20 protein-coding genes are annotated in these 24,391 nt (G+C 44.4%); 4 read left to right on the forward strand and 16 right to left on the reverse strand.

Annotated features, from left to right (window positions below; all coding sequences use genetic code 11):
- Positions 1-18: 18 nt before the first annotated feature.
- From ACIFSR_RS02945 to ACIFSR_RS02955, 3 genes are all read right to left on the reverse strand, one after another.
- Entirely contained in the window at positions 19-2,382 is a 2,364-nt protein-coding gene (locus ACIFSR_RS02945; protein WP_430054843.1) for a hypothetical protein, read from the reverse strand.
- A 188-nt stretch (positions 2,383-2,570) separates the two neighbouring features.
- Positions 2,571-2,882, reverse strand: a complete 312-nt coding sequence (locus tag ACIFSR_RS02950) for a YbjQ family protein (protein WP_076269253.1) — start codon at positions 2,880-2,882, stop codon at positions 2,571-2,573.
- Positions 2,883-2,965: 83 nt separating this feature from the next.
- Positions 2,966-3,307 carry a DUF3889 domain-containing protein gene (locus tag ACIFSR_RS02955; RefSeq protein WP_339209024.1) on the reverse strand — a complete coding sequence of 114 codons (342 nt, stop codon included), beginning with the start codon at positions 3,305-3,307 and terminating at the stop codon, positions 2,966-2,968.
- A gap of 158 nt (positions 3,308-3,465) precedes the next feature.
- Here ACIFSR_RS02955 and ACIFSR_RS02960 point away from each other — a divergent pair, with 158 nt between their 5' ends.
- Entirely contained in the window at positions 3,466-3,981 is a 516-nt protein-coding gene (locus ACIFSR_RS02960; protein WP_430054846.1) for a hypothetical protein, read from the forward strand.
- Positions 3,982-4,052: 71 nt separating this feature from the next.
- Here ACIFSR_RS02960 and ACIFSR_RS02965 read toward each other — a convergent pair whose 3' ends face one another.
- From ACIFSR_RS02965 to lepB, 8 genes are all read right to left on the reverse strand, one after another.
- Positions 4,053-5,633 carry a SagB family peptide dehydrogenase gene (locus ACIFSR_RS02965; protein ID WP_430054849.1) on the reverse strand — a complete coding sequence of 527 codons (1,581 nt, stop codon included), beginning with the start codon at positions 5,631-5,633 and terminating at the stop codon, positions 4,053-4,055.
- Between the two features lie 56 nt (positions 5,634-5,689).
- A complete protein-coding gene (locus tag ACIFSR_RS02970; RefSeq protein ID WP_430054852.1) occupies positions 5,690-7,630 on the reverse strand; it encodes a TOMM precursor leader peptide-binding protein in 1,941 nt (646 codons plus the stop codon).
- Positions 7,627-9,564: a putative thiazole-containing bacteriocin maturation protein gene (locus ACIFSR_RS02975; RefSeq protein WP_430054855.1), complete on the reverse strand. Its 1,938-nt coding sequence runs from the start codon at positions 9,562-9,564 to the stop codon at positions 7,627-7,629. Before ACIFSR_RS02975 ends, ACIFSR_RS02970 begins: the two co-directional genes overlap by 4 nt.
- A gap of 171 nt (positions 9,565-9,735) precedes the next feature.
- Complete coding sequence (locus ACIFSR_RS02980) at positions 9,736-9,933, reverse strand: hypothetical protein (RefSeq protein WP_430054857.1); 198 nt, start codon at positions 9,931-9,933, stop codon at positions 9,736-9,738.
- 315 nt (positions 9,934-10,248) lie between these two features.
- Positions 10,249-13,278 carry an efflux RND transporter permease subunit gene (locus tag ACIFSR_RS02985; protein WP_339209016.1) on the reverse strand — a complete coding sequence of 1,010 codons (3,030 nt, stop codon included), beginning with the start codon at positions 13,276-13,278 and terminating at the stop codon, positions 10,249-10,251.
- 24 nt (positions 13,279-13,302) lie between these two features.
- Positions 13,303-13,992 (reverse strand): response regulator transcription factor, encoded by a 690-nt coding sequence (locus ACIFSR_RS02990; RefSeq protein ID WP_076269246.1) that lies wholly within the window; start codon positions 13,990-13,992, stop codon positions 13,303-13,305.
- Entirely contained in the window at positions 13,970-15,448 is a 1,479-nt protein-coding gene (locus ACIFSR_RS02995) for a sensor histidine kinase (RefSeq protein WP_430054859.1), read from the reverse strand. The genes ACIFSR_RS02990 and ACIFSR_RS02995 overlap by 23 nt, the downstream gene beginning before the upstream one ends.
- 173 nt (positions 15,449-15,621) lie before the next feature.
- Entirely contained in the window at positions 15,622-16,164 is a 543-nt protein-coding gene (lepB, locus tag ACIFSR_RS03000; RefSeq protein ID WP_430054860.1) for a signal peptidase I, read from the reverse strand.
- A 167-nt stretch (positions 16,165-16,331) separates the two neighbouring features.
- Between lepB and ACIFSR_RS03005 the strand changes: the two genes are divergently transcribed.
- Positions 16,332-17,543 carry an MFS transporter gene (locus tag ACIFSR_RS03005; protein ID WP_430054863.1) on the forward strand — a complete coding sequence of 404 codons (1,212 nt, stop codon included), beginning with the start codon at positions 16,332-16,334 and terminating at the stop codon, positions 17,541-17,543.
- A complete protein-coding gene (locus ACIFSR_RS03010) occupies positions 17,540-18,139 on the forward strand; it encodes an HAD family hydrolase (protein WP_430054865.1) in 600 nt (199 codons plus the stop codon). The genes ACIFSR_RS03005 and ACIFSR_RS03010 overlap by 4 nt, the downstream gene beginning before the upstream one ends.
- On the opposite strand, the gene ACIFSR_RS03015 is transcribed toward ACIFSR_RS03010, so the two are convergent.
- Entirely contained in the window at positions 18,113-19,900 is a 1,788-nt protein-coding gene (locus tag ACIFSR_RS03015) for an ATP-binding cassette domain-containing protein (protein WP_430054868.1), read from the reverse strand. The two genes, ACIFSR_RS03010 and ACIFSR_RS03015, sit on opposite strands and share 27 nt — an antisense overlap.
- Positions 19,890-20,741 (reverse strand): ATP-binding cassette domain-containing protein, encoded by an 852-nt coding sequence (locus ACIFSR_RS03020; protein WP_430054870.1) that lies wholly within the window; start codon positions 20,739-20,741, stop codon positions 19,890-19,892. The genes ACIFSR_RS03015 and ACIFSR_RS03020 overlap by 11 nt, the downstream gene beginning before the upstream one ends.
- A gap of 122 nt (positions 20,742-20,863) precedes the next feature.
- Between ACIFSR_RS03020 and ACIFSR_RS03025 the strand changes: the two genes are divergently transcribed.
- Complete coding sequence (locus tag ACIFSR_RS03025) at positions 20,864-21,478, forward strand: biotin transporter BioY (RefSeq protein WP_430054873.1); 615 nt, start codon at positions 20,864-20,866, stop codon at positions 21,476-21,478.
- A gap of 105 nt (positions 21,479-21,583) precedes the next feature.
- Here ACIFSR_RS03025 and ACIFSR_RS03030 read toward each other — a convergent pair whose 3' ends face one another.
- The 3 genes from ACIFSR_RS03030 to miaB all read right to left on the reverse strand — a co-directional run bounded on the left by ACIFSR_RS03030 (position 21,584) and on the right by miaB (position 24,347).
- Positions 21,584-22,102 carry a hypothetical protein gene (locus ACIFSR_RS03030; protein WP_430054877.1) on the reverse strand — a complete coding sequence of 173 codons (519 nt, stop codon included), beginning with the start codon at positions 22,100-22,102 and terminating at the stop codon, positions 21,584-21,586.
- Positions 22,103-22,236: 134 nt separating this feature from the next.
- Entirely contained in the window at positions 22,237-22,731 is a 495-nt protein-coding gene (locus tag ACIFSR_RS03035; protein ID WP_076269237.1) for a RicAFT regulatory complex protein RicA family protein, read from the reverse strand.
- Between the two features lie 23 nt (positions 22,732-22,754).
- The gene (gene miaB, locus ACIFSR_RS03040) at positions 22,755-24,347 is read right to left on the reverse strand and encodes a tRNA (N6-isopentenyl adenosine(37)-C2)-methylthiotransferase MiaB (protein ID WP_430054880.1); all 1,593 of its coding nucleotides are present in this window, start codon (positions 24,345-24,347) and stop codon (positions 22,755-22,757) included.
- Positions 24,348-24,391: the final 44 nt, after the last annotated feature.

A 24,391-nucleotide genomic window follows, 5' to 3' on the forward strand; every position in this document is an offset into this window, starting at 1 on the left:
CTATTTCGTGATTTTTGCTCATTTTTTCTGTATCTCTCCTTCTAAAGCAATCTGCGGTAAAGTCATGTCCACAGAACCAATGGCAGAAAACTTCATTCGAACAATTTGATTGTTAATCAAATACTCTTTTGGCGCAGCTGCAGCTTTGCTTGGATCTGTCCAATTTCCTTCTTTCTCGTTCCAGACAGTTAATGTGAGATTTGAAGCAGTTGTACTGTTGTTGTATAGGATTTCGAGATGATCGTATACAGCATCATGATCATTTGGCAAAATATATTCAAATATAAGCTCGCCATCGCCTACAAAATAAGAACCGTTCCCATAGTGCTGCAATTGACTCGTGGCATTTTCCGTAATAATGGGATTAATAAGACCTGCTGGTACGATGACACGATTCCCATCAATAAAAGATGTATCGACCTTTTGAACCCACAGCTTCAAGTTATCTGTCTTTATCGTTTCGCCGTTCACCTTGTAATTCTGCTCATGATCAGTGCTAAAGCCAACCACTATAGGCTCCGGCGGGACAATGCCGCCATTGTTTCGATTCCCAAAGTTGTCTACAAGCTGTCGCTCTCGATTATACCCGTCATTGCCTCGGTTAGTTGGATTAGGAAACATCATCTGACCATAAGGGAAATAGCCTGATTGATTAACCGTACTCGTTGTAATTGTCGTTTGCCCACTCTCGCCGACCTTCAAATCGCCAAAGAGCTGAGCTTGCCCATTGATTAGCATGGAAACATTCGTAAGATTAGTTGTCGTATTGTTAGTAGCAGTTACCTCAATCGCATGTCTGATCTGCTTATAAGCAAGAGTTAACTGCCCCGTATCACTACTCATCGTTTGCTTTTCTATCCATAGTTTCCGTGTCGACCAATAGGGAACGGAGCGCCATAGTGCTGTAGTCGAATCATTTTCGGAAATCAATTGCGTTTTATCATCCATATTCTGATTTCCATTTTGGTTGTAATTGGTGTAAAAAGATAAATTTACTCTTTTATCAAATTCTGCAGTCACTGTTCCCCCAGTTGGAATGAACACCGCAGTTGCACCTGATCGTACAGCGTCTCCTTGTCCAGTCAACTCAATGATCTCAATCGTATGGGCTGATAAATTTCGCTTATCTTCAGCACCAAAGAAAAAGATTGCGAAACCGGTAATAACCGAAAAAGCAGGGATAAGCCACCAAGACCACTCTCTGCGATCTGCCTTAGCTAAAATTATATACAGTACCGGCGCAACGATGATCATATAGCCGATAAACATCCACATAAGCAGCATAAAATTGGGCGGTTTAATCGACGGGAACTCATCTATAATGCTTTCAATATTCCATTTCATATTATTGTTGATGCTCATCGTGCCAGGTTGAAGCGGCGTCAAATTTTTTTTAAGCACCTTCGCCCATAGCATCGCGCTGCCAGTCCATGTAGACATAGGCTCAAGTGATGGATCAAAAGCGATATAAATTACGCTGCCAAATCCATGTTCACGGGATACGACAAGCGGCAGACCATTCTCAGCAAGCTCCGTTTTGCCATCTATTATACGACCTGTCGAGACGACCAAAGGTTTTTCAAGTGCAAGTGCGGTACCTCCGAAGATGGCAAGTGAATCCGCGCTGGATATGGTCGATGTGCCTGACGATTCTAGCGGTGCAATCTGTTTAAAGGCATCTGCGGTTTTGCCATAGCCTACGCCTCCAGTTAACACAAGTGTGCCGCCTTGCTGTACCCAATCCGTTATGGCTTTAACCTGTACTTCATCCCAACCTGTGGTTGGCATATCATTGATAACAATCGTGTTGAGTGTTTTGAGTAAAATGGGGTCACTGGGCAGTTCCTTCTGCGCAATCGGAATGACCGTTATTTCGTAGCCTCGTTGATTTAACGATGGCATAAAATTCAAAGTGTCCGGGTCACGAGATATGACACCAATGGTGTAGCTGTTAGCCGTTCTTGCATCTATGTAATCGTTGCCGAAAATCGGAATAAGTTTGCCGGATTTGTAGGAGTCCATATAAAATCGTATTTTACTGTTGCTCCGATTAAGAAGCTCGCCTTGAATAGATGCTGTTAATTGTATGGCTGTGCCTAGAGGCAGCTCTGTGGGTATGATCAAGTCATTAGAGCCTACTATAGATATAACAACTTCGCCTTTCAAATCCTCAGCTGTCTGATTTGTCAGTGTAAGCCTAACAGGATACCACTCGGATTGTTTCATGTAGCCCTGAAATCCGACACTCGTTTCCAATAAAATTCCCTTCTCCGTTGCTGCTGCCTGTGCGTTGCCAGTTCCCGCTAAGAAAGCTGCAATCAAAGTAATCATGACCGCATATGCGATGGTTCGATTTCTTAAATGAATAAAACGGTTCACCATTTGACCCCTCTCTTTACTTGATCTTCCATTTATACACATCCTTATTTTAACGGATTTTACAATTGAATTGTTGCTTCTTTTTCTAAATAATCATAAAATGCAAAAAAAAAAACGACAAAACTTGATCATATAAGCTGTGCTTAAGGTGATCATCGTTTTATCGTTTTCCAATTTTATGGTAAATTATTTTACAGGCGTACTGCTGTTCCGCTGACAGCTACCATTAACATTCCTTCACGCACAACCTCATAATCAATGTCAATCGCAACGATTGCATTTGCTCCAATCTTAGCAGCTTGATTTTTCATCTCATCAATGGCTACGTCACGAGCTTCCTTCAGCTTGCTCTCATACGCGCCGGAGCGTCCTCCAACGATGTCTGTAATCGATGCAAAAAAGTCACGAACGACATTTGCACCCATAATCGCCTCTCCTGTTACGATTCCTATGTAATCTTGAATAGGACGGCCTTCTATTGTTGGTGTTGTTGAAATTAGCATAATTATGCTCCTCTCGCTTCATCAAGAAGCGTGTATTTAAAACATTTGCTTATATTACGAAGCTGGCAGCTGTTTTGTTTCAATTAAGTTCCATTCATTTGCTCTTTCAATTCCACATCTATGAGTTTGTCCGTAATCGTGTTTATTCTAATCGTAACGCGAATAGCAAATTGCTTGGCATCTCTATTTAACAGTAGAACAAAACATTCCTCTGATTCTCCATTAGTTAGCTTTTTTCTTCCTTCGTATTTGTAATTAACAATTGAAGCATCCTCGTATGCTTTTGACGTTTCTTGCATGGCCAGCTTTCCCCACTTTGCGTAGGCCGGCTCCGCATGCAAATGAACCGCTTCTGTTGCAAACACTTCCGTATGCGTAAAGCTAAGCAGTGCGAACACAGCCTTAATTACAATATTAATTATCATTTTGCAACCACCTATTTCATGGATTGTGATGGTACTAGCGTCACCCTCTTCGCTTCGTCCTATTCTTCATTCCTAAAGGCTGCAGCCCAATTTATAGGGATAAGTGCCCTTTTTTCATTCAAAGCATATTGTAGAGTATGATAAAAAGGAGGCACACCATGATACGCAATCAATCTTATATGCCGCAATCGGCTGTTATGCCTGAGTATTTTCAACAAATGCAAACAAGCCCTGCCCAGGCCAATTTGGGACCGGAAACTGTGAATGTACAGACGGCACCCGCTCCCGCTCCCGCTCCAGCTCATTGCTGTGTTGATTTAAGTCAAATGCATCATTATCCTTACATGCACGACTTTCATGACTTTCATCACATGCATCACTTCCATCCCATGATGGATGATTTTCATCCGATGATGGAGGATTTCCACCATATGCATCACTTTCATCACATGATGGATGATTATCATCCCATGATGCATGAGATGTGGGATGAGCACATGCACTACGATCACCATCATCCTCATGATGGATGGGAGCTCTCGACTTTAGATTATCATCATGCTTGGTTTCACCCCATGATGCAACACCATCCGCACCATGTTTGCTTCCCTGTTACATGCCAGCCAGCTGGGGAGCTTCAGAAAAAGGCAGCAGCCGAGCAGCCTAACGGTTAAAAAAGCAAAACATAAAAAGGGCAGATTGAATGATTGCCATCATTCAATCTGCCCCTTTGTCTCCTCATCAACTATTGCGACAAACTGCCTTCAAGTCGTGAGCGAGGTCGACATTGGCCAATAGGAATTTGAATAAGACTCGTTTGTCCATTTGGCGTTAATCCATAAAGTTCATTCATGGAGCTAACATCGAATCCTAGCAGCGGGCGTCCTTCCATTCTCAATGCGGAAGCGGCAAGCAGCAGACGTTGAACGAGCATTCCCGCTTCCATTTGTTGAATACGATAGCCGCGAAAGCCCAGCTCCTTGTGAAAATGCTCCAGATCACCTGCCACATGAAAAGTAAGCGGCACCTGGAATAAATTCACGTTATCCAAAGACATGCCATACTGAAGCCATGGCCTTTGGTCACCCGCACGGACAAGCTGCAACGCGTGAGCCGCATCATCATAGTAATACGCTCCATCTTGAATCCCATCAACCCCATAAAAACAGCCATATAAATGGACGCGCGACGGTGGACTCCGCACTAAACCATCCAAATCATTACGATACTTATAAGAATTCATGATCTCCTGCAATAGTTCTGCCAAATCTGTTAGACTCACGGTTTGCAATACATATTCATTTTCTGGCGAGTAGCGCTGCCTGCATACCGATGCTAGATCATACGTCATCCGATTTACGCTCGGTAAAGCATAAACATCTCTACTGCTGGCTAGTATTTGCTGCCCCTCTAGCTGTTTAAACGCGCGTGCGGATTCCATGATGGATGCTTCATTTAGCTTAATCAGCAACGGATATTCCAATACCTTTTTTGATCGCATGTACTGCTCATGTCTAATGAACGGAAGCATACTGCATAATTCATCTGAAGAAATATTTTTTTCCGCGTTATCACCATGGTGGAACCATTCCATATTTGCATCTATCGCAAGAGGAATCGTAGCGTATACACTTTCTTCCGTATCAGGTAGACCAAGCATATGATTGATTGCACCATCTAGAAACTGAAAGTAAACACCCGCCTCAAAGTCATAACGTTTAGCCACTTCAAGCATCTGACCAACGAGCAAGCCAGCATCTAATCCTTGCAATCGATAGGAGAAGTTATTGTATTTATAAAAGTTTTTCCAAAAATAAGTGGACACAAATACGGCTCCGAAGCAGTTTGTTATGTCGCACCGATCACCTAGCGCATTGCCCAAATATCGATCAAATTGGCCTTCACGCAGCAGCATCAAACGATGATGTGCCACATTATAATGATAAATTCCGTTAGGTAATTCATCCAGCTTCAAATAAAGATATACTTCGCTTGGATACAGCCCTCCGCCTGATGGAACAAAACGTCTGCAAAGCTGCAAGGAGTCCTCCCATTCCTCCCCTGTATGTTGTTCAAGAACAGATTGGCTAAGCTGTGTCAGCCCGAACGTATACCAAAGAAAATGGCCTATATCCCGTAGCGTTGGCATCGTATGTTCCCGTTTGCCCGTCAAAGTAAGCGGAACATCCGAAGCGAGAGGAAATGCCGGTACATGACGATATAATTTGTACGGTAGAGGAGCGTTATCCCAATCAATTTCCACATCTTGAGGTTTGGTTTTGTCTGGATCATATTGCAATTGGTGCAAAAAAGCCTTCAGACTCATATCTCCCCTCCTAAGTGCCAACTCGCCGAGATCCATTGCATGACAGCAGTCAGTGCTTATGGAAACGGATGCGGATAAGGATTAAGCAGCTCATGCGTTAACCGCTCCTTGATGTAACCCAGCTCAGCTGGTATTCGCAACACCCTCTCAAGTCCTCTCAAGCGGACAAGATGTTGACCAAACGTCATCGGGAGCATACCTGGAATGAGCACCTTTACACAATGGAGCCCATTTCTCAGCGTTTCCTGCGTCGTTTGATCAATCACGATAACCTCTAAATTTAATTCACGGAAAACTTTGAGGAATACGTTTAATTCATCTGTCAAATCTGCATGCTTTGGCCTTGGTTTAAATGCCTCTTCGAATGTACGGAGCGGCCTCTCATTTTGAAGAAGGAAGTTCAAACGTTCCTCAGCTTCCTTCAAGCTGTACAGCATCGAATGATCATCCATTTGCCGAACTAGAAAAGGATCATGAAGCATACGTTCATACTGCTCACGGTTTTCTTCTAACCTCTCATTAAACGCGAGCAGCATGCCCGCTATCTCATGGATGGCTCCTTTGGCTGCCCGCACTGGATCGGGATGCGCCCCAGCAGCACAAATCATATTAACGCCATTTTCCGTTCTGTTTTTGGCAAGCACCCATACACTTGGAATGCCATGCTCCATAGTCGAATCGAATAAATGGACATCATATTGGGTGACATCTCGTAAACGCTCCACCATTAAGGTTAATTCCAGATCTCCGGAGGAATAAGGATCTATAGGATCAAGCGGAAGCTGTGCGTACCAGGTCATGAGAAATGAATCCCGTTCAACTACTTCCAGTATTCCGTAAAAAATAGCTTCCTCCAGGCTACCTCCTAAAGCACAGCCATTTGAGGTTTCGTATACAAATCCGTGGCCGCAGCCGGAGCTGTAATAAGCGAGCAGCTCCGGCACGAGAATAGGCTTCTCCTGCAAAAAAGAATAACCCCACACCCAATCGATTTTTCTGCTCGGGTCGAATGGTTGAAATGGAAAATCGGGACGCGCATACTGTTCCTTCTCATGCACGCCTACCCGAACGGGATCAAGGGCAATCTCACTCAAATGCTCATAGCTGTCATGAACCGCTGTCCTCTTTCCTCTAGGTGATATACCGCAATAACGTTCTAAACCTTCTAGTATGGCTGTCATTTCACTGTCTGCAAATGAATTTGTACGGCCAGCGCAGCCTTCATCTCCCGAAAACATCGGTAAAATAATGCTCGAATCCGCAAACGGCGACATCAGGTCAATCATTTTTCCATTCAAAAACCCTGTGCGATTGTCCAGATAATCATTGGCTAATACAGCTTTCAGCTCACTCATCGAACGAGTTCGATAGCTATTTTCGCTAATTTTGGGGCTTGGATGCAACTTAATTCGCGAACCTATAGCCGAATCATCAGGTATTTCTCCACAAATCGTACAAAGCGGATCAGGCAAATAAAAATGAACCGAACTGTTGAGCGTTTGCAAATGTACCAGCTTTACACGATTTGCGAGATGAGCCTTGTTGTTAAGGAGGAAATGTTCAGCTTCAACAGCAATATGATGAGCCACATGCAGAAGCCCGCTTCGAGAAGACCAAATATCCGGATAAACTTCACCGTGCATAAAAAGATGCTGCAGCTCCCACATTTCTTTTCGATCATTTCCAGCCATCAAACGCCGCAGATCAGCGCACTGCGAGCAGCCTGCTGTCCCGGGAATGACAAGCGGACCAATTACGCCCTCACCAAAGGATACAAAGCCGCGCAGCCATGGTGTCCCCGATTGCTTAAACATTTCCTCTGCCATCAGATGAGAAGCTGAATCATAGCCATCGCTCAGTACGAGCGCAAACTCTGCCGTTTCTGGAACACCAAACGACAGATCGCTCACTCGTTCAACCTCACAAAATTCAGATAATAGATCGGTTACGTAATCTGCGAGCAGCCCTTCGCCCACAATTGCCATTTTAGCGCTCACTCTTCTGTCTCCTCTCGGAGCGAGATGCCGAATACTCCCGCTAGCTCCTCATTGAAAAAAGCTTCCGAAGTTAAGTTATACACAAGAAGACGCTTTTGGTTATTTTGTAGATGCAGCAATGCATTCTTCAGTACCTCTCGATGCTCAAATGGATCACACTCGGTTATGGAGAGGTTCACCACTTCGTCTTCCTTCACATTTACAGAAGCCAATTGATTTATTTTCCCTTTAAAGAGAGAATCTTTGTTCTGAATGTCCAGCAATGCGCCCAATAAAACTCTGCGAAGTGCCCTCGTTTCATTTAAATCAACTGCGTGATACCAGCAATCGCTAGTTCTCAGCCATACAACTGGAAAACCAATTAAAGTCTCACTGATGCCAAAGGAAGGGGATCCTTGCATCGTGGTTAGCGCTTTTATATAGTAACGACATCGTTCATCCTCAACATGACTAAGCTTTATCGATGTGATAGAAGGAGGTTCTGCTTTGTATTGCCTTATCCATTCTTCGGATAAATACTTTTGCAAAGCGCGGCAGACGCCTTCCTCGATCGTCACCCCTGCTCCTACGCCCATAAACACAGGCTCTAATGCAGAGCCAATTTCAGGAGTCTGGTTGATGAATATATTGGCCATACGAGACACATAGGCTTCAATTCCAGCAAGCCCCGCTTCTCTGCGTGCCTCCTCATGTCTAATACCGTTGCATACAATTTCCGAGAGCAGCAGCGCTGGGCCTTCTGTTAGAGGATCAACTGACTGAACCCGGCATTGCGACAACGGCAGCTGACGAAGCTCTCCTTCCTCCCAAATATGAAAGATGCCCGTCTCCATGGATGTTAATTGACTGAAGAAAGGGAGTAATCCGCTTGAATCACGTTTTCCCGTGCTCTCTTCCGAAAGAAGCTCATAATCTTCAATCTTCTTCGCCTTTTGTTTTTCATTGGCTAACGGATGGGGAAGAAACGGATGCCACTTGCCTTCCAGCGTCTCTAGGTTCAGCAGAAAAAGTTTGTTATTTTGTAATTTCGTTACACCTGCAGCTGTTTTTAGCCATTCAAAAACGATCACGTTAGCGAGCAGCGATTCCGCAACAGATGAACCAGCATAATCATTTGTTTCCTTATAGATAGAAGCATAATGGACTCTGCGCCTTGCTGATTCCCAGTCACCCTCCGAATTTGAATAGGCGAGCGGAGCCGCTAGACCTGCCTGCCCTAGAATTATAGCCGGCAGCAGCACTTTATTATTTTGTAGACATACTTGGTTAAGAGATTGAAGCTCAGCTTCCCCTTCTGGATCTGACACATAAAATATTGCATTGTATGGCTGTATTACTAACGACCATTCCACTCCCCCATCCCTCGGCAAGCTGATCTCGTCCACCTTGACCTCTGAATCGAATGGTCTGTAATGGTGCACCAACTCCGTAATTCGTCTAGGTCCCGTCGTTTCCGAGTTCATATTGATGAAGTGAAATTGAGGAAGGCCGGATTCAAGTAATGATTTCACTACTGACACCAAAAAATTCCCGTTCCCGACAACAAGCACGCTGGACTTTCGAAACAGCTCAAAACGGTATGCCCCAGACCCATCAAAGCTGTCCAAAAATTCAATCTGAGCCTCATATTGCTTAACAATATGGCTCGGAAGCTGATGCGGCCTATCTTGACTTACATCTTGGACATAACCATTCGCATACAACACTTTTGCAATCTCATAAACATGATCACGGTATTGAACTGTCAATCCATCCGTTATTTCATGCATCGAATGCTCGCCATTAAACACCGGAATTAATTTCTCTATCCATTGATCAATCGTATTGCCTTCCATCCGAAATGAACCAATATTGTTGCGGAAATAGACACTTCCGTCCGAGCTCGGGAGAAAAAAAGTATCTCCTCTCACTTTAAGGCGCATAGAAGGATCCAAAATTCATTCCTCCTTATTTTGAAATCTGGCTTTTCGTAACAAGAGTTCCTCTATAAAGATATGTATGGCTATTTGTCCGTCATACCTGCACTCGCATAGAAAGACACCCCAGCATCCCGAAATGCGTTTGCAGGGGTGTCTTGAACCTTCTATTTACATCTGAATATTTAGTTAACTAACGGCAACGGGCACAACCAGCACAGCGGGCACAGCCGCCTCCGCAGCGAGCACAGCCACCGCATCTTGCACAACCTCCGCAGCCGCCGCACCCGCCACAGCCGCCGCATGAACAAAACCCGATACAAAAACCAATACAAAAGCCGATACACAAACGAGCATTATTTGGATCCATTTGACCTTGACCAGCATTCGGCGTCATTCCACTCGATTTAAATGCATCCATGTTCAAATTTTGAAGATCGTTCTTAAATTCATTCATCTTAGTAGCCTCCGTTATATGTTCATGTGATTATCATCGGCACTCACAAAATAGGAAATGAAAATGAGAACAACCCAAACTGGTCATATGCCGATAATCGTTCATGACATATACGTATGAAAAAAGCTCCGCTAGTGTTACTAATCCATTTACCTAGTCGCCCATTATGCAAACGGAACAACTAAAAAGAGAGGCTGTCTACAAGGTCAATGACCTTGTGACAGCCTCTCTGCTATCTCGAATCGTTATGCTTCTTCTGCAGTGCGTGGTTTGCGTTTACGGTTCAAGAACTCATAAACGATAGGTACGATAATGAGCGTGAGCAGTGTTGAGCTCGTCAAGCCGCCAATTACGGTAACCGCCATACCTTTAGAAATCAAACCGCCTGATTCGAATCCAAATGCAAGCGGAAGCAATGCACCAACGGTTGCAATCGCCGTCATTAGAATCGGACGAAGACGTGTACCCGCTGCTTCAATAAGTGATTCGCGGACGGAAAGTCCTTCTCTCTCTTTTTGAATAACACGGTCAACAAGGACGATCGCATTCGTGACCACGATACCAATGAGCATCAGGGCACCGATCATTGCGGTAACGCTCAGTGTTTCTCCTGCAATTAACAGTGCTACTAGTGCACCGATAATCGTAAACGGAAGGGAGAACAGAATTGCGAATGGTGTAAGTCCTCCACCAAATGTAATGACAAGCACGAGATAAACGACAGCAATCGCTGCAAGCATTGCTAAGCCTAGCTGCATAAATGACTCATTGATCTGCTCCGTTACTCCGCCCATTTCGATATCGACGCCAGCAGGAAGATCAGTCTCATCAATCATTTTCTGCAATTCTGCCGAAACCTTGCCGACGTCAGATGAAGTTGCATCTGCTGAAATCTCAGCATACATACGACCATCACGTCTTGTTATCGTATTTGGCGATTCACCTTCTTCGATAGTCACGACATCTTTCAAAGCAACTTCAGTACCTAACTGAGTAGTCAATTTCACATTCTCTAGATCTGATTTATTCGTATAGGTTTTTGTATCAACCTTCACATAAACGTTAAATTCCTCGCCATCCACTTCTACTGTCGTCAGAACGGGACGCTCGCGAACCGGACTAAGTGCCATTGCAATCTGGCCTGCTGTTAATCCGTTTTGACTTAGCTTCTCTTGATTAGCTACAAGGCGATACTGCTCATACGTTTCTGATAAGCTGGAATCAATATTTTTCAAATCCTTATGATCTGCAAGCTTCTTCATAAGGTCATCCACGATAGGCTGAACCGTGTTCATATCCGGACCATACACAAGCATCGATATGCCCGATCCGCCAAGACCTCCGCCTCCGAAATCCTGCTGTTTCCATTCGCCTTTGCCGCCTAGCTCTTGCAGCATAGGTACAATTTTTTCTTTCTCAGCAGTAAAACCAGCATAATCCTCATCATAGCTAAGGTTAAATAACGCTTGTTTTGAAGCTCCTGGGCTAAATGGATTTTGGCTGCCGACTGCATATTGCACGACTGTAACACCTTCACGATCGAGCAATTTCTTTTCAGCTTCAAGAGCCATTTTCTCTACCTGTTCAAGTGTTTCTCCAGGTGCTGGATTATAGGAAACAATCATCATTTTCTGTTCGTCGCCAGCGATGAAGCTCGTTCCAATCACTGGGAGCAGGAACAAGCTTCCGATAAGTAGAAGTGTTGCTAAACCAAAAGTAACCAATTTATGATCAAGAGACCAGCGAAGTGCACCTTTATACCATTCCGCTAAGCGGCCCGGCTTATCGTGATGCGCCTTGCCTGCTTTCATCCCTTTGCGGAACATCATATGCGCCAGCATTGGTACAACCGTAATGGCAACAAGCAATGATGCTAGTAGAGCAAATACAATCGTTAATGCAAACGGCAGGAACATTTCACCAATCATGCCCGAAACAAGTCCAAGAGGCAAGAATACGGCTATCGTTACGATTGTGGAAGCCAAAATCGGTACGAACATTTCCTTCGTCGCATCAAGAATTAATTCCTTGCCCTTCATCTTCTCTGTAGGGAGCGCCATTCGTCGATATACATTCTCGATAACGACAATCGAGTCATCGATTACCCGCCCAATCGCGACGGTCATCGCACCAAGTGTCATAATGTTCAGTGTAATATCCATCCGACTCAAAATCAGAAGAGCGATCAGAATGGAAAGTGGAATCGAAACAACAGCAATAATCGTGGAACGAATATCGCGCAAGAAAATCATAATGATAATGACAGCGAACAATGCGCCGATTACCGCCTTGCTTAACATCGTGTGAACGGAATCCTCGATCGGCTTGCCTTGATCTAGTGTCGTTACAATAGACAAACCATCATTATTGCCTTCAAGCTCTTTTATTTCTGCTTTTACATTATTAACAACGTCAACCGTATTCGAATCAGCCGCTTTGACTACGTTAAAACCAATGGAGTCTTTGCCATTCGTACGAGAAATAGACTCTGCTTTGCCTACGATGCTTAAATCAGCAACATCGCTAAGCTTAACACCTGGCACGATGACTAAGTTTTTCAAATCACTCTCTGTCGTTATGTTTCCATCAACGACCAGCGCCTTCTCTGTCTCGCCAAATTCATAAATACCTAGCGGTACAGAAATAGCTGACGCTTGGATGATGCCTTTCACCATCTCTTCGGTTAAGCCGATTTGCTTTAGCTTATCCGTTTTGAAGGATAGTTCACCTTCCTTAACATTTTGTCCAGAAACTTGAATGCTCGCTACACCTTCAATACCTTGAAAGCGCGGCAACACATTTTCTTCTATTTCCTTCGTAAGCTGCTCCAAATTCATCTTTTCATTGGAGATACTCATCGCAAGGACAGGGAATGCATTCAAGCTGATCCGTGAAACGGATGGGGTTTGCGTTCCTGTTGGAAGCTTAATCTCGGATAGGATATTTTTAACTTCCGCTTCCGCCTTTTCCATATCTGTCTCATAGGAGTACTCAATAACGACAGATGAAGCATTCTCATAGGATGTTGAGCTAATGACTTTAACACCTTTAAGATTGCGAGTCCGCTGCTCAATCGGCTTCGTAATTTTCTCCATTACCTCTTCAGGTGCAGCACCCGGCAATACAGTTGTGACGCTTACGATTGGAACCGTAATATCGGGCAACGTTTCCATTTTCATATTCATTCCTGAATAAAGTCCAGCAAATAACACAAGCAGCGTCAAAATCCATAAAGCAAATTTGTTATTAAGCGAAAATCGGATGATGCTCTTCAATCTCTCCCACTCCTCATCTTCTATCTATACTTTAAAACGGTAGCCCACTCCCCAAATTGTTTCTATATATTGAGGTTTGGATGGGTCATGCTCAATTTTCTCACGCAGCCTCCGAATATGAACCGTAACCGTAGCTGCGTCTCCATTTGAATCAAGCCCCCAAATACGTTCAAACAACTCTTCTTTCTCAAACACGCGATTAGGGTGTGAAGCTAAAAGCAGCAGAAGCTCATATTCCTTTGAAGTAAGCATCGCTTCCTGCTCATGAATCATGACTCTTCGTGAAGGCTTATCGATAAACAATCCGCGTATGCGAATATGCTCGCCTCGCTCCCCTTTGTCAGCTGTCAAACGCTCGTAACGAGCCAAATGAGCTTTCACGCGTGCTACCAGCTCACTTGGACTGAAGGGCTTGGTCATATAATCGTCAGCGCCAAGTCCTAATCCTCGTATTTTATCAATATCCTCTTTTTTCGCGGTTACCATCAGCACTGGAATATTGATCGTTTGTCTAATTTGACGACAAATTTCAAAGCCGTCGATTTTAGGAAGCATTACATCTAATATGATAAGATCAAACTTTCCTTCGAGCGCTTTCTCAAGTCCTATATCACCTCTCCCTTCAATTTGAACATTAAAACCGTAACTTTCCAAGTAATCTCGTTCCAGCTCGGCAATGGCTTTCTCATCTTCAATAATTAGTATGCTCTTCATGACCACCCACCGTTTTGACGGATACTGACTTAGGCAATTTTAGACAGAACAACGCACCTCCATGCTCTGCATTTTCCGCCCAGACCGTACCGCCGTGCCCTTCAATAATTTGTTTGACGATTGCAAGACCGAGACCACTTCCACCTGTCTCTAAATTGCGTGATTGCTCCGCGCGATAGAAACGATCGAAGATATAAGGCAAATCATCCTTCTCAATTCCGGGACCTGAATCCTCAATTTCAATCAGAGCGTGCTCCTCCAGTTCTGTTACTCGAACAACGATGTTATGTTTTTCGAGACCAGAAGATTGTCCCATATACTTGACACAATTGTTCAGTATATTAGTTAAAACACGGCTTAGCTTGTCAGGATCGGCTGCGATCATCAGCGGATCAGAACCATGCTCGATGTATTGCAATCCTACCCCTGATTTTTCTAGATCAAACCGCTGCTCATCCAAGAAATATTCTAAGTAGCGTTTAATGTCCATCACTTTAAAATCAAAGGCAACCGTTTGAAGATCAAGCTTCGAGAATAGGAACAGCTCATCAATTAATTGATCCATATCTGTAGCTTTACGATAAATCGTCTCCATGTAGCGCTTCCGCTTTTCATCCGTGTTCGCGATACCGTCCATGATCCCTTCAACATACCCTTTAATCGCAGATATTGGCGTTTTCAAATCATGCGAGATATGAGACAGCAGCATTTTACGGTTTTCTTCATACTGAAGGCTTTGATCAATCGACTGCTTCAATCTTATCCTCATATCCTCAAACGCGATGCTTAGCTGTCCGATTTCACCTTTCGTCGTGGCCTCAACCTTGTGAGACAAATCGCCATCCTTAATTTGTAGAGCTGCGGCTTCTAGTTTCTTAATGGGACGAATGATGCTTCTTGATACAAAGTAAGTAAGCAGCAAGCTCGTTAATCCAATAAAAGCTAAACTGAAAGCTGTGCCGACCGGTCTCCAATAGATAGGAACCGTATCATTTCGACGGAATAGGACAGCACGACCCTCTCCCCCATCAGGATAAATAAAATCGACGGTACTCGTTTCGAATCGAAATGAATTAAATGCAACCTTCGAAGGCGGCTCGTCCAATAATTGCTGCCAATCAGCATGAACAGCTGACTGATCCAAGAAAGGCGCTACAGAAGTAATCTTTCCATCCCTGGAAATAAGAAGTCCTGCCCATAGCTTACCTAATCGCTCTTGAATTTCGGCTACGTATTCCTTCTTCTCGAGCTCACCGGAATCATTGCGGAGCACATAGGATAATTCGCCATACACCAAGGCTTGAAGATAAGGCTCTCTGTTTTCATTTTCATAATAATGACGAACATCCTCAACTCCGCGAGCATAAAAAATAAATATCATAAAAGCACTCATTAATATGATCGGTACAAAAATCATCGCCAAGTATGACATATACAGCTTTACTCGAATGGACAATCCTGTTCACGCCTCGCTGCTGCTTTTTTGTTAAGTGTGTTTCTCTCGTTGTTTCTATGGTTAATCATAACGGCTATTTCTAAACGAATTTGTAACCATTTCTTACAAAAGTATTACGTTTGATGGTTTTGTTTATTTAATTAATGACGTTTTTATTTAATGCTATAAAATAATTATTCGCTCAGTGTACCGAACTTAGGCAGCGGCCATATACGGAATACGGCTTTGCCTTCGATGCTGGATCTAGCAATTGGACCAAGCTCACGGCTATCCATACTATGCTCACGATTGTCACCCATAACAAACAGCTGTCCTTCTTTAACTGTAAAAGGCACTGAAACACTGCCAGCTACTGTCTGACCCTTAACATATTGCTCTTCGATTTTTTCGCCATTCAAATATACTTCCCCGTTTTGTATATCAACCACGTCTCCAGGCAAGCCCACGACACGTTTTATTAAACGCAAATCGCTCTCGGGCCCGCTAATAATAACGATGTCGCCGTGACGAGGTTCATGAAGCCGGTAAGACCATTTGTCTTCGATTAATCGTTGTCCAGCGACCAGCGTATTTTGCATAGATACATTATGTACTTCCGATTGAGCATAAACATAGTTTTGGAACAAAAGCGCTACAACAACGGCAATACCAAGTGAAACGACCCATTCTCTTACTTCTTTCATCCAGCTTTTTGTTGTGCGTTTTTCTGTTTGCATGAACATTCTCCTCATCAGTTAGTGTTTTTTTTTCTTGTAAAAATAAAAATAATTGTCTACCTAATACGTTCTTTGCTGTACAAAGTTTTCATTATAGCGCCCAAAATAGGAAGTGACAACCGAACCAGACTTGCGATAAAGTGAAAGCAAAGGGGGCTTCCACAACGATGAATCAAATCTCTGGAGCACAAAGATTGCTTTTTACTACTATAACCATTTTATATTGGACTTCCATGTATGTATATGTCCCTACGCTTTCACCTTACCTTAGTGATCGGGGATTGTCCTTGCCTTTTATCGGCATCGTGCTTGGAAGCTATGGTTTTGTTCAAATGTTCGTAAGATTTCCGCTCGGCATTTTGTCAGATCGTTTCGGAAAGCGCAAGCCTTTCATCCTATTAGGGATGCTAACCGCTGCGATAAGCTGTTTGCTGTTCCTCATCCCTGATTCATGGGTATGGCCGCTTGCTGGCAGATTGATGGCAGGCGTTTGCGCATCTACTTGGGTCGCGTTCACCGTGCTTTATGCCAGCTATTTTGGAGCCGGGCAGACAGGTCGTGCAATGGGCAATATTAGCGTGATGACGGTATCCGGACAAATGATCGGTATGCTCTTTAGCGGATGGTTAACGGATGGTTTTAGCTCAAGTGCTCCATTTATTGTAGGCGCTGTCATTGCTGTCCTTGGTCTAGTGCTCGCTTTCATGCTGAAAGAGCCTCGCTCGGAGCTGAAGGAACAGCCAGGAATGTCGTTTGCCATGATCAAGAATGTGGTAAAAACTAAAACATTGCTGCAGGTTTCTTTGTTGTCCATCCTTGCTCATGGCATTCTTTTTATAACGATGTTCGGATTTACACCGCTCAAAGCTCAAGAAATGGGTGCAGACGGCCTGAAGCTCACCTTGCTCGTATTTTCTTTTATGCTCCCCCATGCTTTTGCCTCACTCGTTACAGCGAGGTGGTTTACGCCTAAATTCGGCTATTGGGGTACGATTGGCGCTGGCTTTATATTGAGTACTATTTGCACAGGAGCTATGGTGTTTGCGGATTCTTTTGGTGTACTTGTCGCAACGCAAACGATTAATGGTTTTGCGCAAGGCTTACATATGCCGCTTCTGCTGGGACTAGCGATTCGAGATGTCGAGCTTCCTGGCCGTGCAACAGCAATGGGCTTATATCAAGCGCTATATGCCATTGGAATGTTCTCTGGACCATTCCTTGCTGGTTGGCTCAATGAAAGCTGGGGATTGAACGGAGGTTTCCTATTTGGCTCACTGCTTGGAGCTTTCGCATTTGCACTGGTAATCAAGTGGGCGATGTCAGATCGCAAAGCTAAGTTTGCCGCGCGCACGAATCATGCAGAGGAGGTAAGCGGATGATTAAGCCGCAGCTCGTGCTCGATATTGGAGGCGTGTTGGCGACAAACCTGTCGCCGCTCTTCTGGCAGCTGCTAGCTGCGGAAGCGATCGTTTCTGAAGAACAACTTTACTCCGAATATAAGCAGCAAATTAGCGAGCGGCTATGGACAGGCCAAATAACAGAGAAACAATTTTGGAGATGGATTGCAGAGTATACGCCAAACTTAACTAGTGCGCTAGCCAGAAGTTTTATCGATAGATGCCTACTGCCGCTTCCTGCCATTTCAGAAATCGGCAATTGGAATGCTGTTGCTGATATTCATGTGTTAAGCAATCATTTACCTGCATGGGTTGAACCCATCATTACACCTATCAAGCCTTATTTGAAAAGTATCACAATCTCAAGTGAAGCAGCACTCCAAAAACCTCATCCAGCTATTTTTGACAAAGTAAATGAACAGCTGCCGCCTGACAGCTTTGTTTTATTTGTTGATGATCATCCTAAAAACACAAAGCAAGCAGCGCTGCACGGATGGCATACGCTGCTTGCTGATGAAGATGGACGTTGGGTTTCGCAGGTTCTCCCTCTTTTAAAACAATACAGCAAAAAGAAATAGCAATGAGCCTGCTGCTGCTGCAATACTCATTAGACGAGCATCTGCTCGTCCGAAGCGAAGCCGAAAGCTATAGGTCGGCTTTCGCTTCGCATAACCAAAGCCGCGTGCTTCAAGCGCATCCGCCATTTGCTCCGCAAGACGCAATATTGAACGTACGTAGGGAATCAGAATCGGTAGAAGCCTTTTCATCGGTACCGTCTTAAGAGGCGTAACTGCCTTTCCTCTCGCATGAGCCAGCTTCGCAAACCGCTCCCACTCTCCTGTTAGTAAAGGAATAAACCGAAAAATAAGAGTGACGATGATTGCAAAGGAATGAATGGGCACCTTCAGCCTGTCTAGGAAACCGAAGGTTTGCTCAAGCGAGCGCTGAAGTCGTAGAGGCGTCATCAGCTTTAGCATAGGCAGGCCTAAAAGCATAATCAACAAAAGCTTGCCTAATCGAATAACTATTGGCCAAACCTTGTCCAAATCAAAGGAAAGCGGTCGAATGCCAATTCCTGCTATTACGCAAAAAATAATAATCATAATGGCATACGCGCGAATGACTCGTCTCCAAGGCCAAATGAGTGTACGAAACGGAATTAAAAGCAATAGCGTTGAAACAGCTGCGACCGTTAGCTCCAATGCTGTTTTTTGCGCAAAAATGCTCGCAGATAGAAATAAATAAACGAGTACAAGCGCACGAGGATCAAAATAATTTGAACGAAGCAGAACCGATGGTTTGGTAGCTCCTAATTGAGAAAACTCTGTTTTCGTTTTTTCAGCGAGCTTACCTTTTGATTCTTCTTTTGGTTCTTCTTTTAAAAACGTGTTTGGCTTGTTGTGCTCAGTATCTAAGCTGCATGCTATACCATTTGCTACAACAACGGCTGCTTCTTCTGATTTCTGGACGGCTCGACTCGCGAGTGCAATGGAAATCGCCGCAGCAAGCTCTTGCGGCGCCGGCCAAGGCGCCTCATCCGCGTCTGCGCGCTGGATGAACTGCTCCAGCGGCATAGCCGCTTCCTCGCGCAGCGCGTCCAGCGCGCGAAGCGCCTGCGGCGCAGAGGCGGCATGCGCGATCGCCGCCGCCTTAGCCGCTGCGCGGACCGTGCCGCCGTCAACGACGGCGACCGCGTCCGCCAGCGGCAGCAGCGCATCGAGGTCGTGCGTTGCCACGACCGCTCCGCGCCCCGCCGCCCTGTGCGCTTCCAGCACCGCGCACAAGCGGCGAATACCGACGGCGTCTAACCCCGCCGTCGGCTCATCCAGCAGCAGCCAATCCGGCTCACACGCCAATAAGCAGGCGAGTGACAGCCGTCGCTGCTGACCGCCGCTGAGCGTCCATGGATCACGCTCCAACAGCTCCACTGGCAGCCCTGCTCTCGCAAGAGCTTCCGCGATTCTCTCCTCGATTATGGATGAATCGAGCTTATAGGGCTTAAGAGAATAAACCATTTCTTCTCGTACAGATGACGCAAACCACTGTGACTCCGCATTTTGCATCGATATGCCAAGCTTAAGCACCACTTCAGGATTTAGACGGCTGCGGCGGCCATTCTCCATCCATAACTGATCGGTGCCAAGCTCAATATTTCCGCTTTGAATCGATCGTATGCCCGCCAATGTCTCAAGCAGCGTTGACTTCCCAGCACCATTTCGCCCGATTAAAAGTGTGATTTCACCTGCTTTAAAGGACGTATGTACTTCTTTTAGCAGCTGTTTTTTATTGTCATTCTCCGCGTGCACGCTAATGCCGTTTAACTGCCAGTCATCGCCCATATTGCTTCACCGCCTCTGCCAGCATAGTTGCTGTGAACGGAAAAGGCGAAAGCTTCACACCCTGCTCCTCTAACTCCCATGCCACCTGAGCACAATAAGGAGCCTCTAAACCAAGCTGCTCACAAAAACTATCCCTTGCTCCCGCAGCCGATCTAGCAAACCAGGCTTCTACCCCGCCATCGTACATAATCGTACCGGCATTCATCGCAACGATTCGATCTCCCGCCTGCAGCTCCTCCAGCTTCTGCGTAATCCAAATGACCGTAATTCCGGCTTGCTGCAAACTTCTCGTTTGCTCCAGCACTGAGATTGCTGCTTCAGGGTCCAGCATCGCTGTTACCTCATCAAGTACAAGCATAGGCGCTTTAAGTGCCAAACACCCAGCTATCGCAACGAGCTGCTTCTGCCCTCCGGATAAGGTTTCAATCGGTTGATGCATTCGCTCACCCATGCCTACTCTTTGCAGCGCGTGCTCGGCTTCAGATTGAATACTGGCCGCTTCCTGCTCATTCTGCTCCAGCATGACAATAATATCCTCGAGAGGCGTTGCCCCGATCATCGCTGCCTCAGGCTGCTGCATAACAATTGGAATCGGCTTCCCCTTTGCAGCAGTCTGAATGTTCCTTAAAACTTGACCGCTGACGCCTGCTACCCGAAAACCAGCAGCTACTTTCGCAACTGTGCTTTTCCCGCTTCCATTGCAGCCAAGCAGAGTAATCCATTCTCCCTCTTTTATAACAAGCGAAATATCTTTTATTATTGGTTTCCGTTTTTGTCCTTCACCTATTGCCGGAGGCGTAACGGTAACCTGCTTCAATTGTACCTGATTGCTCTGATTCAAAAAATTTCACCCAACCTCTTCCCGAAAACGATAGGCTATGCTACAATTCGATTTGTTAACCTGTTTTAAATATAAATGGTTAACAATATTACCGCAAGTACATAAAGGAGACTAACATCATTATGCAAACCAGCAACATTCGCTCACTCGTCTTTATTTCTTTGTTCGCAGCTTTGTTTATCGTCATGAGCTCTTTGACAATAAAGTTCGGCGGCTCATTTGTCCCGATTACTCTTCAAACCTTGGCTGTTGGATTAGCCGGTCTCTTTCTGACGCCGCGCAACGCTTTCCTCAGCATATTTATCGTCATTTTGCTTGCTGCTATCGGCCTGCCCCTATTTAGTGGGCAAGGCGGTATTCCTCATCTAACAGGACCTACTGGCGGCTTTATATTCGCCTTCCCATTCTGTTCGCTATTGGTTAGCCTAGCGATTGGCGGGTTTCTACGCAGTAAAATGTCCAAGGGAAATAAAGCCTTAGCTTTTATTGTTTTTTTCATCATTTTCGAGCTATTCAGCTCCATCACCTCATACATTCTAGGCATTCCATGGCTTATGAATGCTCTGGACCTTTCGTTCCAGAAAGCGATGACGGTCGGATTCTATCCGTTCATTGTCGGTGATGCACTTAAATCATTGGCAGGCGCTATTTTAGCAACCTCTTTAACACCTTACATTGTCCACATACGCTCGTCAACCGTAAGAAACAGCGAAGAGATAACAACTTTTAACGTTTAAAACCGCTGTTCTATGAAAGCAAAAAACCGCTTTATCCGATTATGCATCTTGAATCGGAATATAGCGGTTTTTGTTTTAGACATCTACTTCGATATGCCTCGTGAGTTACTTTCCTAAAGTTCTTAAAATGTTCCCGCGATATTCAGTATCCTTTTCTTTCAATTCAAAAACCTTATTCTGTACCGATATATTCATATATATTTCGCAATACAAATCAAGTTCATTATTATCATCGAAAAAGACCTTAAACTTAATATCTTCATTTGCAATATTTCTAGGGTCACCCTCTAGTGCAAAACATGTAAATGAGATTTCATCATCACACTTTAATTCTCCCTCATAGCCATAGAGCTCCAACAAAGCCGTAATGAACGCATCTGATTCTTTACCAATTGATTTAAGAGTTATTCCCTCAAAATAAAATGCCTCTTGATTGATTTCTCCCTGATTCCATCCAGGAATCATATCCTTGTTTATTAACACTTCAAAGCCAACAATTTCATTTCCATATTGACCATGAACAAGAAAATAATTTCGATGATTTATCAGATGGCTTTCAATGATATCGAATTCTAAATCTTGAAAATCTTCTTCAGTGTTTTGGTTTATTTGTCTATATTTCATTTGGATTTATCCCTTCCGCCAGTTCTGTTAATTTGGAAAAAGTTGCATTTCATATGTAAAAATGAAAGCCGCATGTCTGCATCCCAAAAAAGGAGCTGCAATACATACGGCTTATAACGCTAGTCTAGCTTATTTTAGTCGCTGCACTCTTCAGGGGCTGGCTCTGACGCATCCTCAACGTTGATTTTCTCAGACACTGTATCACGGATGATCGAAATAACGAGCTGAAGCAAATAATTGATGTCGCTTTGACTTTGTTGGAACTCGGACACGATAGGAATGCCATCAAGCTCGTCCTGCAGCTCTTCCATTTCGCCTTCGATCTTTTTAACCATGTCTGCATTTTTGAAAGTGGTCTCGAATGCAACAACTTCCTTTTGTTTTTTCTTAATTTTTGTAATCAACTGCTGCACACGCTCATTGCCGTTAATTTGCAGCTCTGCACGGCGGTAGTGCTGTACTTCCTCTGAAGTAAAGATGAGATTTGCTAATTCTTTCGCTTTTTTCGAAATATCCTCTCGAACGATGAGATCGCGAGTATGGAAACTCGGAATTCCACAGCCTTCGCCATGCTCATGATCATGGTCACATTGCGCTGCTTGATTATCTGCTGTATGCTGCTCTGCCATTTGTCATCTCTCCTGTTTTACCGTTAGCTAACGGCTTCTTGTGCATCCTGTTCTATACTTTCGGCTTTGATATACCAAGTTTGTGCCTCGGTAACCTTAGCCATAATAAACTGGCCAACCCATTCCTTTGGACCTTCCAAATGCACTAATTTATTCGTACGCGTCCGTCCGGAAAGGACGTTAGCGTTGTTTTTGCTTTCGCCTTCAATGAGAACCTCGACAATTTCACCGCGAAGCTGCTCATTCTTTTCTCTCGCATTTGCAGCAAGCTGTGCATTGAGACGCTGTAAACGAGCTTTTTTCACCTCTAGCGGAACATTATCTTCCATACTAGCGGCAGGTGTACCCTCACGCGGAGAGTAAAGGAAAGTATAAGCCGAATCAAAGCCAACTTCTTTCACCAGCGTCATCGTATCCTCGAACTGCTCGTCTGTTTCACCAGGGAAACCAACGATTATATCTGAAGTGAGCATCGCACCAGGTATTGCTTTTTTAATTTTAGCAACCAGCTCTAGATACATCTCGCGAGAATACTTGCGGCTCATTCGTTTCAATATTTCGGTGCTGCCGGACTGTACAGGCAAATGAATATGCTCAACCAAATTGCCGCCTGTTCCAAGCACCTCAATCAAATGATCGTCAAAATCACGCGGATGGCTCGTCATAAAGCGAATACGCGGAATGTCAATTTTGGACATATCATGCATCAGATCGCCAAAGCGATAGTTGATGTCCTCAAAATCCTTGCCGTAAGCATTAACATTTTGCCCAAGCAATGTAATTTCTTTAAATCCTCGTCTAGCTAAGTCGCGCACTTCAGCAATAACATCTTCTGGACGTCTGCTGCGCTCTTTCCCGCGTGTATATGGCACGATGCAATACGTACAAAACTTATCGCATCCGTACATAATATTAACCCAAGCACGCATTCCTTCGCGTTTCTTAGGCATATTTTCGATAATATCGCCTTCCTTGGACCATACCTCAACGACCAGTTCCTTACTGAAATAAGCATTTTGCAGCAAGTATGGAAGTCTATGAATGTTATGCGTACCAAAGATCATATCTACAAAAGAATGCTTTTGCAAAATACGTCCAACAACCGATTCTTCCTGTGACATACAGCCGCAAACACCTAACAGCAAATCCGGTTTCTCCGTCTTCAGCGCTTTCAAATGGCCAAGCTCGCCAAACACTTTATCTTCAGCATTCTCACGGATGGCACATGTATTAAGTAAGATCACATCTGCAAGATTTCGATCCTCAGTAGCTGTATAACCCATTTCTTCGAACATGCCCTTCATGACTTCAGTGTCATGCTCGTTCATTTGGCAGCCATACGTTTGGATTAAATAAAACTTGCCTATACCCATCGATCGAAGCTCAGCAGGGATCGCAAAGTCATAATGCACCTCGATATCCTCTTTGCCCCGCTTCTTCTCATCCTTGTGATTGGGAGCAGAGTTGATTTGTATATTCCGACCTTTAATTCGAACGGTAGTCATGCCATCTTCTTCTCGTAAAATCTTTGCATCCGAAAAATCGAAATACTTGGAGTAGTCCTTAACACCCGTGCCAGATTTTAAGTCTGGTGTGCTTTTGGTCTCCTTCGTCATGGGGATTCACTTCCTTTATCTGCAATTTCCATAATCAATTATAT

Origin of the sequence: Paenibacillus sp. NRS-1760, assembly GCF_050467785.1 — a bacterium.
Taxonomy (GTDB): domain Bacteria; phylum Bacillota; class Bacilli; order Paenibacillales; family Paenibacillaceae; genus Pristimantibacillus.

What these genes read in the sequence shown, in the direction of transcription:
- ACIFSR_RS02945 (WP_430054843.1), bottom strand. Translation starts at nt 2,382, where the DNA reads ATGGTGAACCGTTTTATTCATTTAAGAAATCGAACCATCGCATATGCG.
- ACIFSR_RS02950 (WP_076269253.1), bottom strand. Translation starts at nt 2,882, where the DNA reads ATGCTAATTTCAACAACACCAACAATAGAAGGCCGTCCTATTCAAGAT.
- ACIFSR_RS02955 (WP_339209024.1), bottom strand. Translation starts at nt 3,307, where the DNA reads ATGATAATTAATATTGTAATTAAGGCTGTGTTCGCACTGCTTAGCTTT.
- ACIFSR_RS02960 (WP_430054846.1), top strand. Translation starts at nt 3,466, where the DNA reads ATGATACGCAATCAATCTTATATGCCGCAATCGGCTGTTATGCCTGAG.
- ACIFSR_RS02965 (WP_430054849.1), bottom strand. Translation starts at nt 5,633, where the DNA reads ATGAGTCTGAAGGCTTTTTTGCACCAATTGCAATATGATCCAGACAAA.
- ACIFSR_RS02980 (WP_430054857.1), bottom strand. Translation starts at nt 9,933, where the DNA reads ATGCTGGTCAAGGTCAAATGGATCCAAATAATGCTCGTTTGTGTATCG.
- ACIFSR_RS02990 (WP_076269246.1), bottom strand. Translation starts at nt 13,992, where the DNA reads ATGAAGAGCATACTAATTATTGAAGATGAGAAAGCCATTGCCGAGCTG.
- lepB (WP_430054860.1), bottom strand. Translation starts at nt 16,164, where the DNA reads ATGCAAACAGAAAAACGCACAACAAAAAGCTGGATGAAAGAAGTAAGA.
- ACIFSR_RS03005 (WP_430054863.1), top strand. Translation starts at nt 16,332, where the DNA reads ATGAATCAAATCTCTGGAGCACAAAGATTGCTTTTTACTACTATAACC.
- ACIFSR_RS03010 (WP_430054865.1), top strand. Translation starts at nt 17,540, where the DNA reads ATGATTAAGCCGCAGCTCGTGCTCGATATTGGAGGCGTGTTGGCGACA.
- ACIFSR_RS03015 (WP_430054868.1), bottom strand. Translation starts at nt 19,900, where the DNA reads ATGGGCGATGACTGGCAGTTAAACGGCATTAGCGTGCACGCGGAGAAT.
- ACIFSR_RS03025 (WP_430054873.1), top strand. Translation starts at nt 20,864, where the DNA reads ATGCAAACCAGCAACATTCGCTCACTCGTCTTTATTTCTTTGTTCGCA.
- ACIFSR_RS03030 (WP_430054877.1), bottom strand. Translation starts at nt 22,102, where the DNA reads ATGAAATATAGACAAATAAACCAAAACACTGAAGAAGATTTTCAAGAT.
- ACIFSR_RS03035 (WP_076269237.1), bottom strand. Translation starts at nt 22,731, where the DNA reads ATGGCAGAGCAGCATACAGCAGATAATCAAGCAGCGCAATGTGACCAT.
- miaB (WP_430054880.1), bottom strand. Translation starts at nt 24,347, where the DNA reads ATGACGAAGGAGACCAAAAGCACACCAGACTTAAAATCTGGCACGGGT.